Raw genomic sequence first — 15,328 nt, 5'->3', positions numbered from 1 at the left:
TCAGGCTCCCGGAACCAGCGGGCGGTCGATGGCGTCGGCGACGAGCTCGCGGACCGCGGGCTCGAGGACCTCGTACAGCGGGGTGATCTGCCCCTTGAGGAACAGCTGCTTCATCAAGGTGCGCTGGATCTTTCCGCTGGTGGTCTTGCGGATCGTGCCGGGGCGCACCAGGAGCACATTGCCCGCGGGGATGTTGAACTCCCGTCCGACGAAGGCCTGGACGCCGGTGGCCAGCGTGCGCAGGTCGGTGGTGACCTTGCTGGTGCGCACCTCCTGGACGATAATCAGATGCTCGCGGTCGGTCTCCACCGCGAAGACCGAGCCCGCGCCGATGCCGAGCGCCTTGTCGGTGCCCTGCACCGCCCGCTCGATGTCCTGCGGGTAGAGGTTGCGGCCCGCGAAGATGACCAGTTCCTTGAGCCGGCCCGTCACGTAGAGCTGGCCGTCCTCAAGCACGCCCAGGTCGCCGGTGCGCAGCCAACCGCCCGCGTCCTGACCGCCCTTGCCGTTGGAGATGGCCGCGTCGAAGATCTCCTTGTTGGTCAGCGGGCGCTTCCAGTAGCCGCCCGCGACGCTCTCGCCGCGCACCCAGATCTCGCCGACGGTCCCTTCTTCGCGCTCCTTGAAGGTCTCCGCGTCGACGATGCGTACGTCGAAGTCGTCGGCGTTGACGACTCCGCTGCTGACCAGGGTGCGGCTCGGGGCGTCCTCGCGCGGGTCGGCGAGCTCGCCCGCTTCCAGGGCCTCGGAGTCGACGCCGAGGATGACGGGCCGGCTGGCCTGCGGGGTGCCGGAGACGAGGAGCGTCGTCTCGGCCATGCCGTAGCAGGGGAAGAACGTCTCGGGCCTGAAGCCCGCGGGTGCGAAGCGCTCGGTGAAGGCCCGTATCGTCTCCGCCCGGACGGGCTCGGCTCCGTTGCAGGCGACCCGCCAGCTGGACAGGTCGAGGGTGGCGAGCTGCTCGTCGGTGACGCGGCGCAGGCACAGGTCGTACGCGAAGTTGGGGCCGCCGCCGATGGTGACCTTGTGGTCGCCGATCATCTGGAGCCAGCGGTGCGGCCGCTTGAGGAACGACACCGGCGACATCAGGGCGGCCGAGCCGCCGAGGAACAGGGGTTGCAGGATGTGCCCGATCAGGCCCATGTCGTGGTAGAAGGGCAGCCAGCCGCCGTAGCGGGTGTGGGAGTCGCCGCCCGCCGAATTCTTGATGGCCTGCTCGTTGGCGAGCAGGTTGCGGTGCGAGACCATGACGCCCTTGGGGTCGCTGGTCGATCCCGAGGTGTACTGGAGGAACGCGAGGTCCTGCGGGGTCAGGGCCGGCGCGGTCCAGGCCGCCGCGTCACCGTGGTCGGGGGCGTCGGTGGCCAGGCAGCGCACGTCGGTCATGTTCTCGGCCGCGAGCCAGGCGGTGATGTCGGGGGCGTTGTCCGAGTCGGTGAGGACCGCGCGCGCCTCCGCGTCGCGCAGGATCCCCGAGACCCGGGTGAAGTGGTTGCCCTGCTCGGTGGGGAGCGGCGCGGGCACCGCGACGGCCCCCGCGTACAGGCAGCCGATGAAGCCCTTGACGAATTCCAGGCCCGAGGGGAACAGCAGCAGGACCTGGTGCCCGGCGGCCCCGTTCTGCTGGAGCCAGGCCCCTATCCTGCGGGCCTCCTGGTCGAGTTGACGGTACGTCAGGTGCTGGGGGGCCGAACCCTTGGCGTCGTCCGGCAGAAAGATGAAGGCGTCCTTGGAGCCGAGCGCGTCGGTACGCGCCAGGACCAGTTCCGTAAAGGTTCGGAAGGCTGTCAACGTCGTTCCCTGACCTTTCGACGATCCGCCGGCGCAGCGCCGGACGTTGGTCTTTTCGGACATTGCGATGCTGCGGCGAACGGCTTGGGTGCCGCTTGTGCGGGTGCTGGGCATGCTTCGCCGGTCTTGTCGTCAGCTCGCGGACGGGCGGCCCGCGGCGAAGTCGGCCCGCAGGGCCAGATGTCCGGGCACCGGCGGGATGTCGTCGAGCCGGTGGACGAAGTCGAGCCCTCCGTCGGCCGTTTCCGCGGCCGTGCCGAATCCGAGCGAGGGGTAGAAGCCGCGCACCCGGTGGTTCTTCGCGGTGGGCCGGAAGCTCGCGTGCACGGTCGACGCCCCGGTGTCGCGGGCGTGCGTCAAAAGCGCGCTCAGGGCCGCCTGCTCGATGCCCCGGGCGAAGACCCGGCAGCTGAGCAGCATGTTGTCCAGGTGCAGGGCGTCGCCCGCGCGGTGCGCGAAGACGGCGCCGATCACGCCGTTGTCACCGAACTTGTCGCGGGCGCGCAGGGCGAGCACGAGATGGTCCGGATCGGCGCGCCGCTCCTGTACGTCGGCCTCCTGGAGCCTGCGGGTGGTGAGGTTGAACTGGTTGGTGCGCAGGGTGATCTGGGAGACGCGGGTCACTTCGTGGTCGCGTACGGGCGACATCTCGAGGCGGATGTCCAGGGCCCGCAGATAGTCCTCCATCGAGCCGGAGCTCTCCTGGAGGTCCTGTCGCTCGGCCTCGGAGCGGTACTGCCCCGAGCGCAGCCGGTCCTCGGCGGTCAGCGCGCGCACGTCGAACCAGCCGTCGGCGAGTAGCCGGTCCACGTGCAGGGCGGGCTCCTCGTCGAGCCGGACCACGGCGACCTCCGGCAGGCCGGCCGCGACCAGGCCGCACTCGAAGGGCGAGTCGTCGGCGAAGACGAAGCTGTCCACGCCGAGGTTGAGACGCGCGGCGATGTCCCGCAGATTGCCGTCCTTGGGATCCCAGTTGGCGTTGATCCGGGTGAAGTCGGCCTCGCGCAACGACATGTCGGGGTGGTCGCGCAGTACGTCGACGACGGGCTCCCGGTCGTTCTTGCTGCACACCGCGAGCAGCACGCCCTGGGCGCCGATCTGCTTGACGACCCGCTGGAACTTGCCGAACGCCTCGCCGCGGTACGTCGTCGCCGCGGCGATGCCGTCCGCGCCGTCGTCGCCGAGGATGCCGTCCCACAGGGTGTTGTCGGCGTCGACGACGAGGACCTTCTTGGCGCGTCCGCGCAGCGTCCGGGCGAGATGCCCGATCTCGCGCGCGTACCGCCCCAGGAGCTCCTCGCCCAGGTGCACCTTCGCGTACGCGGCGAGCCTGCTGTCGCGCACCGGGCCGCCGTCGGCGATCAGCGGGTCGAGGTCGACCACGTGCAGGCGCGGGTGGACGGCCGCCAGGCGAAGGAGCCCGGCGTTGAACTCGCGCCACCGCCAGGCCAGTTCACCGCGCGAGGCCTGGTCGACGAGCTGGTGGGTGTGGCCGCTCAGGAGCGGCAGGGTGTTGAGGACCAGAGTGCCGGAGCCGTGCTCGGCGTAGCGCTCGACGAGCCCGGCGATCTGCTTCAGCTTGCCGTCCAGGGCCGCGGCCAGGTCGGTGATCTGCCAGGGCAGCGGGAGCTCGTCGAAGACGATCTGTGCGTCCAGGACGCACAGGGCGAGCTCCGTGCCGGTCTCGTACAGCGGGCTCGACGTGTCCTGGAGGTCCCGCAGCCAGGAGTCGTACTCGGCGTCGGAGATCCGCACCGGTATGCCGTGCCGGGCGAACTGAGCGGTGAGGGCCGGGGGCAGCGCGTCCAGCATGCCGTGTCCGGTGAGCGCCACGGTCGCCGGCGCGACGCCCGGGTGCAGCTCTTCGATGCTCTCCGGCGGGACCCGGGCGAGCAGCCGTCCGGCGCGGGCGAGAGCGGCGAAGTCCGCGTCGCGGCCGACGAGTTCGGCCAGGAGCGCGGGCACCGCAGGGTACTCGGCCGCGATCCGCCCCTTCTGGTGCAGGTCGCGGAGCCGGTCGAGCGGACCGAGCTGCTCAGCCTCGGGGGTTGTCACTGCTGTGGTCACGTTCCTCTTCTCCCGTCAGTCGGGCAGCGGCCACACGCACGACCGTCGCCGCCGCTCGTGGCCAGTGACCGTGCCGGGGAGGGCTAAAGGGCCGGTTGCAGGCGGGCCGCCGGGCGGGAGCCGAAGGAACGGGCCGCCGGACGGGAGCCGAAGGCGGGCGCTTCAGCGAGCCGCAAGGACACGCGCGCACCCTGCGGTACCTGCACGCACGACCCACCCGGAACATCCAGTCCCCGCCGGCCACCCGGCCCGGCATGCGAGGAGACCTCATGAAGACCGACCCGGCTCCCGAGCGGGGTACCGCTCACGCGGGGGCGTCCGCACCTGCCGCCACCGCCCCGCCAGACCCCCGGCGCTGGTGGGTGCTCGGAGTCATCTCCCTTGCCCAGTTCGTCATCGCCATCGACTCGTCCGTCGTAAATGTGATGGGCCCCGAGCTGAAGGACGCCGTCGGCCTTTCGACCACCGGCCTTCAGTGGGTCATGAACATCTACGTCCTGCTCTTCGGAGGTCTCCTGCTGCTCGGCGGGCGGCTCGCGGACGTGGTCGGCCGCAGGCTCGTCTTCCTGGCGGGACTCGCGCTGTTCACGCTCGCCTCGCTGGGTGCCGGTCTCGCCGATTCGGAGGGCCAGCTGCTCACCGCGCGTGCGCTGCAGGGCATCGGCGCCGCGGCCCTGTCGCCCGCCTCACTGTCCATTCTCGTGACGGTGTTCCCCGACACCAAGGAGCGGGCGAAGGCGTTCGGCGTGTGGGGCGCGGTCATCGGCATCGGCGCGAGCACCGGCACCATCCTGGGCGGAGCCATCGCCAACGTGGACTGGCGCTGGGCGTTCTGGATCAATGTGCCGATCGGCCTGGCCGTCGGCGCGGCCGCCATCGCCCTCATCAAGGCGCCGAGGCCGTCCGGCGACCGGCCCGCCAAGGACCTCGCGGGAGCGGTCACCGCGACCGGCGGCCTGCTGCTGCTCGTGTACGCCATCGTGACCTCCGGCGACCACGGCTGGGCCGACTTGCGCACCCTGGGGGCCTTCGCCGGCGCGGCGGCGCTGCTCGTCGCGTTCGTGGTGGTGGAGAAGCGCAGCAAGGCGCCGCTCGTGCCGCTCCGGCTGTTCCGCTCGCGTTCCGTGGTGGCGGGCAGCCTCGGCGAGTTCCTCACCGCGGCGATCATGATGCCGATCTTCTTCCTGCTGCCCCTGTGGATGCAGGGCGTCCTCGGCTACAGCCCGCTGCAGACCGGTCTGGCGTATCTGCCGGTGAGCATCGCGCTGATGGTCCTCGCTCCCCTCGCCTCGACGCTGATCGGCAGGACGGGGCCGCGGAACATGTATTTGGCCGGTACGGTCGCGCTCGCGGGCTGCGTCGTGATGCTGATGGGCCTGCCCGTGCACTCCGGCTACTGGAGCTTCCTGCTGCCGGCCACCGCCCTGTTCGGCGTCGGCCTGGTCTTCTGCCTCATCCCGACCCCGGTGGTGGGCACGTCGGAGGCCACCGACGATGACGCGGGGACCACTTCCGCGCTGCTCAACGCCTCGACGCAGATCGGCGCCGCGTTCGGCATCGCCGTCGCCGTGACGGTGCTCAACAACAAGACGGCGTCGGAGGCCGCGCACGGCGCGAACCCCGATGTCGCGCTGGTGAACGGGCTGCAGTCCGCGTTCACCGTCCTGTTGGTGTTCCTGGCCCTGTCCGTGCTCACCGGTCTCCTCGGCTTCCGGCGCGGGCCCCTCACCTCTGCCGGTCCGCAGAGCACGGGCGGGGGCGCCGGCGGGAGCGCGGCCGGGACGGCGGACGTCTCCGCGGCCCCGGCGGACCGGCCCTCCGCGCAGACCGTCGGCTGAGCCATCTCCGTACCAAGCCTGTGGCCCGCCGCCCCTTCACCGGGACGGCGGGCCACAGGCTTGGTACGGGAGTCAGCCGCAGGCATCGTGGAGTTCACCGAGCCGCAGCGCGACGCTCTCGGCGAGAACGGCACCGGTCAGCGGGGCACCGCCGACCGCCTCACCGGTTTCGGCGAAGGACGGTACGCCGTCCCGCACGGTCACCGTCAGCGCGTGCTCGGCGGCGAGTTCCCCCAGCCGCGCGGGCGGAGGGTCGACCCACCCGGGGTCCACGACGGTGACCCCGACCCCCCGCTCGTCGAGCAGCCGGGCCGCCTCCAGGCAGATCCCGGCCATGGCTCCGACGGACACGACGAGTACGTCGCCGGGCAGCTGCCGCGCACCGCACAGCACGTCGAGCCCCCGGTCGTGGGCCACGGCCTCGACGTCCGGCGCCACGGGCCCTTCGGGGAAGCACACCGCGGTGGGCGCGTCCGCGACGCCGAGGGCCTCCCGCAGGCGCACCCGCAACCGCGCCCCGTCGCGCGGCACGGAACAGCGCACCCCGTCCGGAAGCCCTGCCGGGGACCGCGCCCCGTCGAGCACGAAGGTGGTCCCGTGCCCGTGCCCCACCGCGGGCGCCGGCGTCCCGCAGGGCCCGGCGACCACGGGATGCAGCCCCTCGGCGGCCAGGCCCGCCGCGCAATAGGCGGCATGCTCCCGGCTGCCGTCCGCGGCGAAGGCGCGCTCCGGGTCCATGGCGGCGAACTCCGCGAAGACAGGGGGAAGCCGCCGGGCCGCGCTCACCGCGACCACGTCCGGCCGCTCGGCCCCGGCCTCGGCCAGCTCACCGGCGAAGACGGCCGCCCACGACCGCGCGGGCGGCCCGGCGGACCGCCCGGCCACGGCCCGCCCCGGGGTCACGCAGTGCACGACCACCGGACGGCCCGCGTCCCTGGCGGCCCGCAGCGCGGACTCCAGCCGCGCGGGGCTGCGGCCGTCGACCGGACCGGTGTGTTCGAGACCCGGCCCGCCGAGCGCGTCGTACAGGCCCGTCCCGACGAGGGGCGCGCGGCGCAGGGCTCCCCCGATCCTGCCGGTGAGCCCGCCCCGCGCACCACGGGGCGGCCCGCCGTCCCCGTGCACCACGACGACGATCCGCAGTCCCGGGTTGCGGGCGAGGGAGTCCAGGGCCTCCCGGGCCGCGTCGGTGGCGAGGGTGGCGCTGTCCACGACGGCGATCGCGTGCCGGTCGGTGCGCCCGCCGAGCAGAAAGGCGCGGGCGAGCCCTTCGGCGTACGAAAGGGCCCGCCCGCCCAGGGGCGCGACGCTGCCGGTTCGGCTCGCGAACGCGCGCCGGTCCCGGAGCAGTTCGTGGGCGAAGGACGCCGTGGGGCTGTCCCAGGCCACCTGATCGCGGGCGGAGTCGAAGACGCGGTGCAGCGCGATGCCCAGCTCGACGGTGGCGTCCGCACCGGGACTCGGGGCGAGGGACTCCCGGACCTCCGCGGCCAGCGCGGGCAGTCGCGCAGGTGGCAGGGCGCGCACGTCATGGGGCCCGTAGACGTCGTCGAGCACGAGCGGCCACGGCGGAGTCTTCGGTGTCGGCATCACGGCGCACCTCCTGATCGGGTCGCGGCCCGCTCCGGCGACGCCTCACGGTGGCACGCGGGGGCGTACCGGGACAGAGATCCGGACACGGGCCGGAGCGTGCGTGCGCGGGAGCCGGACACCGCGCCGTCAGGCGGCGACGGGCACCCGCGCGTACTGGCGGACCAGGGGGGCGAGTTCACCCAGGAAGGCCTCCTCGTGGGCCCGGACGAAGAAGTGCCCGCCGGGCATCGTCCGCACCTCGCAGCCCCGCCCCGCGTGCCGCCGCCACGAGACCACCTCGGGCACCGAGACAAGCCGGTCCCTGCGCCCCGCGAACAGGTGCAGCGGCACCCGCAGCGGCTCGGAGGTGTACGAGGCGGCGTCGCCCGTGCACAGCAGCAGGTCGTCGCGGGCCACCGGCAGCAGCGCGGAGAGGAAGTCCGGGTGGTTGAGCAGCACTTGGGGGATGCCGCCGAGCGCGGCCAGGCTCTCGATCAGCTCCTCGTCGCTCGCCTCCGGGCTCGCGATCTGCGGCGCGGGCAGGTGCGGTGCACGGTAGGCGCTCAGTACGACCGCGAGCGGCAGCGGGGCGCAGCGCTGCTGCCGCCGCCAGGCCAGCGAGTAGGCGATCAGCGCGCCCATGCTGTGCCCGTAGAAGATGTGGGGCCGCTCCAGCTCGTCGTCGAGCTGGGCGTCCATGTCGTCGATCAAGGCGCGCAGATCGGTGAACCGGGGTTCGTCGATGCGTCCTTCACGGCCGGGGAGCTGGACGGGCATCACCCGCACCCCCGCGCCGTGGGCGTCCAGGGTGCGCTGCCAGCGCCCGTACGCCGAAGCGCCGCCGCCCGCGTACGGGAAGCAGAACAGCCGTATGTCCGCGCTCGAACTCTCGTCGATGCTGCTCCGGGCCAGGTATCGCGTCATCTTGCTCCGCCTCGGGTCCGTCCTGCGTGAGTGTGCCGGCGGGGGTCCGCCGCGCGGCGCTCGGCCGGCGGCCGATCGGACGGGCGGAGCCGGGCCCGCACAGCATGGACATGCGCGGGCCGGGTCGCTGCCCGGCCGGGAGGGCGCCGGATCCACTGCGGAGCGGACCCCGGCCGACACATCACGCAGCGTGCGGCCGGCGGCTAAAGGACGGCCAAATCCGTGTGGCCGCGGCGGCTCGGAGAGTCCGGCTTAACCGAGTCTTTAGTCCGGCACGCGAGGGTGGCGCCGACGCGTGCCGTACGTCGGCACCGACGCGCCGGCCCTCCCCGCACGCCGCCCCCGCCCCTCACCAGGAGTGATTCATGACGTCTTCCGCCACCCGGGACGCCACCCGCAGTTCGAAGCCGGTGGCGGTCCGCACCGCCTGGGCGCTGCTCGGCGCGTTCCTGCTCGTCTGGGTCGTGTTCGAGATGGTCAAACACGCGGGCTGGGTGATCCCGCTCGGCGTGCTCGGCTTCATCGCGCCCGACCTGTCGTTCTTCGTCGGCGCCTCGGGCCCGCATCAGCACGGTCAGCTGCCGCGCGCCACCGTGGGGGTGTACAACCTCGTCCACCGGCCGGTCGGACCGCTGGTCTGGATGACGGTCGTGGCGCTGCTCGCGGACGGCCCCGGCCAGAATGCCGCGCCGTTCACCTTCGGCCTGGCCTGGCTGCTGCACATCGCCCTCGACCGCGCCCTCGGGTACGGGCTGCGCACGCCCGACGGCTGGCAGCGCTGAGACGCCGCCGGATACGGGGCCTTTGCCGCGGCACAAGGCCCGGTTGCGACGATCTCGCGTGCCCTGACCCCCTCATGCGAGCCCCGACCCCCTCATGGAGGCAGCACCCATGGACGTCGAAGAGCAGCCGGCCCCCAGCGGCGCGAACGCCGCGGAGCCGACTCTGAGCTATCCGTTCCACCGCCCCTCCGCCATCGAAGTGCCGCCCTTGTACGCCGAGTTGAGGGAGAGCTGCCCGGTAGCTCACGTACGCCTGCCGAGCGGTGACCCGGGGCATGTGGTCACCCGCTACGACGACGTGCGCACCGTGCTCGCCGACCCCCGCTTCAGCCGCGCCGCCACCGTCGCGCCCGGCGCCCCCCAGCTGTCCAGCACGCCCCCGCTGGCCGGCGGCCTGTTCACCATGGACCCGCCCGAGCACACCCGGCTGCGCAAGCTGGTCCTGCGGGAGTTCACCGGGCGCCGTGTGCAGCGACTGCGCCCGCGCATCCAGGAACTCACCGACGGGCTGCTCGACTCGATGGACCGCCTCGCGCCGCCCGTCGACCTCAATACCGAACTGGCGTTCCCACTGCCGGTGATGGTCATCTGCGAGCTGCTCGGCGTGCCCTTCGAGGACAGGGGCCGCTTCCGCGCCTGGTCCGACGCCTTCGTGTCGCTCACCTCGCACACGCCCGAGGAGACGGCCGTCCAGCGCTCGTCGATGATCGCGTACCTGGCGGCTCTCATCCAGCGCAAGCGGGAGGAGCCCACCGACGACCTCATCGGAGCGCTCGTCGCCGCCCACGACGACGAGGGACGGCTCACCGAGCACGAGCTGATCACCATGTGCATCACGCTGCTCGTCGCCGGGCACGAGACGACCGTCTCCATGATCGGCACCTGTGTACTGACCCTGCTGCGGCACCCCGAGCACCTGGCCGCGCTGCGCGAGAACCCCGACATGATCGAGCACGCCGTCGAGGAGCTGATGCGGATCAACCCCATCGGTGACGGCGGTCCGCTGCGCGTCACCCTGGAGGACGTCGAGCTCGGCGGGACGCTCATCCCCAAGGGCAGCGCCGTGCTCGCGGCGATCTGCTCGGCCAACCAGGACGCGGCGCGCTTCCCCGAGGGCTCGCCCGCCGACTTCGACCCGCGGCGCCCCTCGGCGAACCAGCACGTCGCCTTCGGCCACGGGCCGCACCACTGCCTCGGCGCGGCCCTCGCCCGCGCCGAACTGCAGATCGTCATCGGCTCGCTGCTGCGCCGCTTCCCCGCCCTCAAGCTCGCGGAGGACGTCGCCGATCTGCGGATGACGACCGGCATGATGGTGCACGGACTGACCCGGCTGCCCGTCACCTGGTGACCTGCCCGGGCCGCGCACCCCGCGCCGGTACGGCGAAGGCCCTGACTCCCGCCCGGAGTCAGGGCCTTCGCCGTACGCGTCGGGTGCCCTCACACACGCGACGCCGGCCGGTGCGTGGCCACCGCGTGCGGTCCCGGCCGCTGCAACTGGAAGTACGCCCCCGCGAGCACCCGCTGCTTCAGCCGCTGGCTGCGGTCCACGGCCCGGTACAGGGTGCGCCGGAGCGTGCCGCCGGCGCCGTGCAGCGCGAAGAGCCGCTCCTGGCGCAGCTGGAGCGCCCGCGATTTGCTCACCGACGTCTCCCTGGCCCGCTGGAACTCCTCGCCGGCGCGGACGAGTTCCGTGACGGAACCGCCGGCCGCGAAGGCCCGCCGCACCAGCGGGGCCAGGGTCACCGCGTCGATGATGGCGTGGTTGACGCCCTGCCCCAGAATCGGTGTCAGGGTGTGCGCGGCGTCGCCGGTGAGCACCAGGCCGGGACAGGACCAGCGCGGCACCAGAGTGGTGAAGATGTCGAGCATCGACGTGTCCGACCAGCTGCGGATCTCGGAGCGCACCGTGCCGGACAGTTCGGGGGCGAGCCGGTCAAGGCGCTCGTACAGGGCGGGCAGTCCCTTGGCACGCAGTTCCTTGAGGCCGCCCTTGGGGATGTTGAAGCCCACCCGCACGCTGTCGGGACGGGTGGGGATGAACAGGCCGTGCTGATCGCCCTCGATGCGGATGCGGTACGTGCGGTCGTCCCACTCGGCCGGGAAGGGCAGCTTCAGCCACACCACGTCCCGCTCCAGCGGCATACGGGTGTAGGGCAGCCCGGACATCTCCCGCACCTTGCTGAACCGCCCGTCCGCCGCCACCGTCAGGGCCGCGTGCACCGTGACCTCGCCCTCCGGCGTACGCGCCCGCACCCCGGTCACCGGCCCCTCGCCCTCGCGCACCAGGCCCACGGCGGTGGCCTTGCGCAGCAGCGTGAAGTGGTCGGCGTGCTCCTCGCCGAGCCCGGCCAGCGCCGACAGGAGTGCGGGCTGCGGCATCTCGACCGGGTAGGGGTGCGGATAGGGAAAGCGGGTGAAGTCGGCACGCAGCACGGTGCTGCCGGAGTCCACTATCTCCATGCGGTGCATCTGCTGGTACGCGCCGTCCAGCCGCCCCAGGACGCCGAGGCGGTCGAGGAGCCACACCGAGTCGGGAGAGACCGACTCGCCGCGGAACGACCGGTCGAAGTGGCCGCTCTGCTCCAGGACCACGACGGAGACCGAGCGTTTGGCGAGCTCCACGGCCAGGGTGAGGCCCGCGGGACCCCCTCCGACCACGCACACTTGTGCGGTCAGCTCAGTTGTCATCGTCAACGCTGCCTTTCCGGAGGAGTCACGGTCGCTCGACTCTCCCGGCAGTGGCTAAAGAGGCCCTTGCAGGCCATCCGTCCGCGCGGGCCCAAGTGCGCCTTTAGAGCACCCCGGCAGGCTGCTGGACATGCGCCGCACCCGTTCGGCGCGGTCCCGGGGCGAGCCTGCCGCCGGCCCCACTTCCCCCGGGGGCCGGCGGCAGGCTCCCCTGCCAGACGCCCGGCGCCCGGCGCGCGAAGCCCGGCCCCGGCTCGTGGCTCCCGGCTCCGCTCGCGGCCGGCGGCCGGCGGCTCGCGGGCCTCAGTTCGCGGCCCGCTCCTCCACCCGCCCCTTCAGGGCATCGGTCAGCATCCCGAACCCCGTCTCGCTCTGCCGGATGACGGAGCCGGTGACGGGGACGAGCGCGCCGGTGAACGTCTCGCTCTGCAACACATGGGTGCCGCCCCCGCTCGGCGTCAGCTCGAAGGAGTGCAGTCCGTCGAACACACCGGGCACACCCAGCCGGCCCCGCCAGCGCAGCAGCCGACTGGGCTCGCTGATCAGGACGGTCGGCTTGAACACCATCTCGCGGCCGCCGTTCGGCAACCGGAAGCGCAGCATGAGCCGTTGCCCCGGCTCGGCGCGACCGGCGGCCCGCACCAGGAACGGGTTCCATTCGTGGAACCGCTCGAAATCGGTGAGGACGGCCCACACCTCGTCGGGACGTGCGCTGATCTGGACTTCGGACGCGATACGGCGCACTGTGTCTGCGCTCCTTCCACGGCATCCCGGGGGAGCCACTCACGGGCGGGTCACCACGTCACGCTACTAGGACAACACGCTCTGACGCAGGGGGCTTTGACGCCGCGCAAGCATCCCTTAAGGCCGTATACCGCCAAGGCCGTATACCGCCAAGGCCGCATGCCGCCAAGGCCGCATGCCGCAGTACGCCGACTCCGGCTGCCCCCTTCCGCTCAGGCGGACTGCGGCAGCGCCGGACCGAGAGCCGAAAGCAGCCACACCCCCGGCCTGACCTCCAGCGGCCGGCCCGCGAGGTCTCCCCCGCGGCCCGCGGCCACCGCGGCGTCCGCGGCGTCCACCGCGCCCAGCGTGCGCGTGGCGTACTCCTCCCAGCGGCGGTCGCCCGCACGCCGGGCCTGTGCCGCGCACTCGGTGAGCCGGCCGCGGGCCTCGGCGGTCCGCCCCTCCCGCAGCGCCACCAGGGCGAGGCCGCGCAGGGCGTCGGCGATGCCCCGCGGATCGTTCTCGGCCTGCCCGGCCGACAGCGCACGCACATAGCAGCGCTCGGCCCGCGCCCCCCGGCCCTGCCCCAGCATGACGTCCGCCTCGCCGGACAGACAGCGGGCCGCGGACGCGCGGTCCCCGCAGCGCGTGAAGAGGTGCCAGGCCAGGCGGTAGCGGTCGACGGCCGTCGTCGTCTCCTGGCGCTGCCACGCCAGATCACCGAGGGAGCGAAGGACCGCGGCCTCCGCGTGCGGATCACCGGCCTGCCGGGCCGCGTCCAGGGCGAGTTGGTGTCCCAGTTCCCAGTCGTCCCACAGTGCCCCGGCCTCGTAGTAGCCCGCCGACGCCGATGCCAGGGCGGAGCAGAGCTGCCAGAGCCCGGCCGCGTGCGCCTGCCGTACGGTCTCCAGGAGCCCCGCCGCCTCCTCCCTGAACCACTGGAGGGGCGCCGATCCGATCAGCGCGTCGGGGCTGATGCCGGCCGGCGGTTCCAGGGTGTCCCCCAGCGGGTCGCGTCCCGGTGCGAGCAGGGAGTCGGCGTGGCGGGCGAGGGCCAGGAACGCGCGGCCGAGCCGGTCGGTGGCGGACACCGGCCGCTTGTCGAGGAGTTCGAGGGACAGGGACCGCAGTAAGGGGTGGAAGCTGTAGCGCACCGTCGTCAGCTGCCCGGGGCGTGACCTTGCCTCCAGGAGCTGGGCGCGCACCAGTTCCTCGGTGTGCCGCTCGGCCTCGGGGAGCTCCGTGGCGAGCAGCGCCGCCGCGCTCCACAGCGCGAAGTCGGGCAGCGGGGCGAGCCCGAGCAGCCGGAATGCCTGCCGCCCCTGTATCCCCACGTCCCGGTAGGCGGTCAGGAGACTGCTGCGGACGTCGAGGTCGCCGAGTTCGAGGGAGCTGAGCCGGGTCCGTTCGTCGGCGAGCCGCCCGACGAGTTCCGCGGCACTCCAGTGCGGACGCGCGGCAAGGCCCGCCGCGGCCACCCGCAGCGCGAGCGGCAGGTTGCCGCACAGCCTGGCGGTCTCGCTGACCGCGGCCGGGTCCTCGCGCATCGCGGGACCGCCGCACCGCACCAGGAGTTCCTCCGCCTCCTCCCGGCTGAACACGTCGAGGACGAGGTGCTGTACGCCGTCGAGGGCGCCGAGCGCGTGCCGGCCGGTGAGCAGGACCGTGCTGTCGGGCAGTGCCGCGAGCACCGGCCTCACCTGCGCCTCGGACACCGCGTCGTCCAGGACGAAGAGCATCTTGCGGCCCTTGGTCAACTCGTAGAGCAGATCGGCGGGTTCGGGTTCGGGGGCGACAACGGGGGCCCCGGGTTCGCCGGCCACCACGGGCGCCGCGTCCTGACTGCCTCCCCGCAGTCGGCGCAACAGCGTCGACAGGGCGGCATGCGGGGTCAGGGCGCGCCCCCCGGCATCGCGCAGCAACAACAGCACCCGGCCGTCGGGGAAGAGGTCACCCGCGTCGTGCGCGAGGCGCGCGGCCAGCGCGGTCTTCCCGGCCCCGGCCCGCCCGGACAACGCGAGCACCCGCCCCGGCAGCGGCCCGGCTCCCGCCAGGAACCGCTGCCCCAGGGCGAGTTGGGCCGTGCGCCCGGTGAAGTGGTCCACCGGCCCGGGCAGCCGCACCACGGGCCCCGCCGGACGCGGCAGGACCTCGGGAGCGGCCGGTGTGTCCCGCTGCCAGGTCAGTGAGGCGTCGGAGGCAAGGATCCGCTCCAGGAGGCGGCTCATCACGGGGCCGGGTTCCACCCCGAGTTCGTCGACGAGGCCGCGGCGTGCCCGGTGGTACACGTGCAGGGCGTCCGACTGCCGCCCCGAGCGGTACAGCGCGACCATCAGATGGCAGTGCAGGGTCTCGCGCAGGGGGTGCTCGTGCGCGAGCGCCATGAGTTCGCCGATCAGCTCCTGGTGGCGGCCCATGCGCAGTTCGGCCGAGATGCGCTGTTCCAGGGCCTCAAGACGCAGCTCGTCGAGCCGGATCGCGGAGGTCTGGAGGGTCGGCCCGTGCGGAATGCCGGAGAGCGCGGGCCCGGTCCACAGGGCGAGCGCACGCGAGAGCCGCCGGGACGCCTCCGCGTAGTCCTTGCGCCCGTAGGCCGCCCGCCCTTCGTCGCGCAACGTCTCGAAGACCAGCAGGTCGAGATCGTCGGCGGCGACCCGGAGCTGATAGCCGGGCGGCACGGTGAGCAGCGGCTGCGCCCCTTCCCCGCTGCCCGCGACGCCCTCCACGAGTGCCTTGCGCAGATGGGAGACGTAGACCTGAAGGGTGGTGGCGGCCGTGCGGGGCGGCTCCTCGCTCCACAGCTCGTCGATGAGGGCATGGGTGGAGACCACGCTGTTGCTCTGCATCAGCAGGGTGGCGAGCACCACCCGCGGCTTGGCCGCGGTCGGCGCCCGCGGTGCCATCCGGACCGGCCCGAGCACTCGGAATCGCATGGCGTGC

The 15,328-nt window shown here is 73.0% G+C and carries 10 protein-coding genes; 3 read left to right on the top strand and 7 right to left on the bottom strand.

The window, feature by feature from the left end; translation table 11 throughout:
* Both IE226_RS33305 and IE226_RS33300 read right to left on the bottom strand, forming a co-directional pair.
* Positions 1-1,791 (bottom strand): fatty acyl-AMP ligase, encoded by a 1,791-nt coding sequence (locus tag IE226_RS33305; RefSeq protein WP_190085171.1) that lies wholly within the window; start codon positions 1,789-1,791, stop codon positions 1-3.
* Positions 1,792-1,923: 132 nt separating this feature from the next.
* Positions 1,924-3,858 carry an HAD-IIIC family phosphatase gene (locus tag IE226_RS33300; RefSeq protein ID WP_190085170.1) on the bottom strand — a complete coding sequence of 645 codons (1,935 nt, stop codon included), beginning with the start codon at positions 3,856-3,858 and terminating at the stop codon, positions 1,924-1,926.
* 269 nt (positions 3,859-4,127) lie between these two features.
* On the opposite strand from IE226_RS33300, the gene IE226_RS33295 reads away from it, so the two are divergent.
* The gene (locus IE226_RS33295; RefSeq protein WP_190085169.1) at positions 4,128-5,696 is read left to right on the top strand and encodes an MFS transporter; all 1,569 of its coding nucleotides are present in this window, start codon (positions 4,128-4,130) and stop codon (positions 5,694-5,696) included.
* Positions 5,697-5,768: 72 nt separating this feature from the next.
* On the opposite strand, the gene IE226_RS33290 is transcribed toward IE226_RS33295, so the two are convergent.
* Both IE226_RS33290 and IE226_RS33285 read right to left on the bottom strand, forming a co-directional pair.
* Positions 5,769-7,286 (bottom strand): 1-deoxy-D-xylulose-5-phosphate synthase N-terminal domain-containing protein, encoded by a 1,518-nt coding sequence (locus IE226_RS33290; protein ID WP_190085168.1) that lies wholly within the window; start codon positions 7,284-7,286, stop codon positions 5,769-5,771.
* 129 nt (positions 7,287-7,415) lie between these two features.
* Positions 7,416-8,192, bottom strand: a complete 777-nt coding sequence (locus IE226_RS33285) for a thioesterase II family protein (protein WP_190085167.1) — start codon at positions 8,190-8,192, stop codon at positions 7,416-7,418.
* 365 nt (positions 8,193-8,557) lie between these two features.
* Between IE226_RS33285 and IE226_RS33280 the strand changes: the two genes are divergently transcribed.
* Both IE226_RS33280 and IE226_RS33275 read left to right on the top strand, forming a co-directional pair.
* Positions 8,558-8,974 (top strand): DUF4260 family protein, encoded by a 417-nt coding sequence (locus IE226_RS33280; RefSeq protein ID WP_190085166.1) that lies wholly within the window; start codon positions 8,558-8,560, stop codon positions 8,972-8,974.
* A 109-nt stretch (positions 8,975-9,083) separates the two neighbouring features.
* A complete protein-coding gene (locus IE226_RS33275) occupies positions 9,084-10,322 on the top strand; it encodes a cytochrome P450 (RefSeq protein WP_190085165.1) in 1,239 nt (412 codons plus the stop codon).
* A gap of 89 nt (positions 10,323-10,411) precedes the next feature.
* On the opposite strand, the gene IE226_RS33270 is transcribed toward IE226_RS33275, so the two are convergent.
* From IE226_RS33270 to IE226_RS33260, 3 genes are all read right to left on the bottom strand, one after another.
* On the bottom strand, positions 10,412-11,662 hold the full coding sequence (locus IE226_RS33270; protein ID WP_190085164.1) for an FAD-dependent oxidoreductase: 1,251 nt from the start codon (positions 11,660-11,662) through the stop codon (positions 10,412-10,414).
* 303 nt (positions 11,663-11,965) lie between these two features.
* A complete protein-coding gene (locus IE226_RS33265) occupies positions 11,966-12,406 on the bottom strand; it encodes an SRPBCC domain-containing protein (protein WP_190085163.1) in 441 nt (146 codons plus the stop codon).
* A 212-nt stretch (positions 12,407-12,618) separates the two neighbouring features.
* A complete protein-coding gene (locus IE226_RS33260) occupies positions 12,619-15,321 on the bottom strand; it encodes an AfsR/SARP family transcriptional regulator (RefSeq protein WP_190085162.1) in 2,703 nt (900 codons plus the stop codon).
* Between the last annotated feature and the right edge of the window lie 7 nt (positions 15,322-15,328).

Origin of the sequence: Streptomyces longisporoflavus (assembly GCF_014649775.1) — a bacterium.
Classification (GTDB): Bacteria; Actinomycetota; Actinomycetes; order Streptomycetales; family Streptomycetaceae; genus Streptomyces; species Streptomyces longisporoflavus.
Note: the sequence above shows the minus strand (reverse complement) of the source record. Positions and strands in the feature narration are given on the sequence as shown.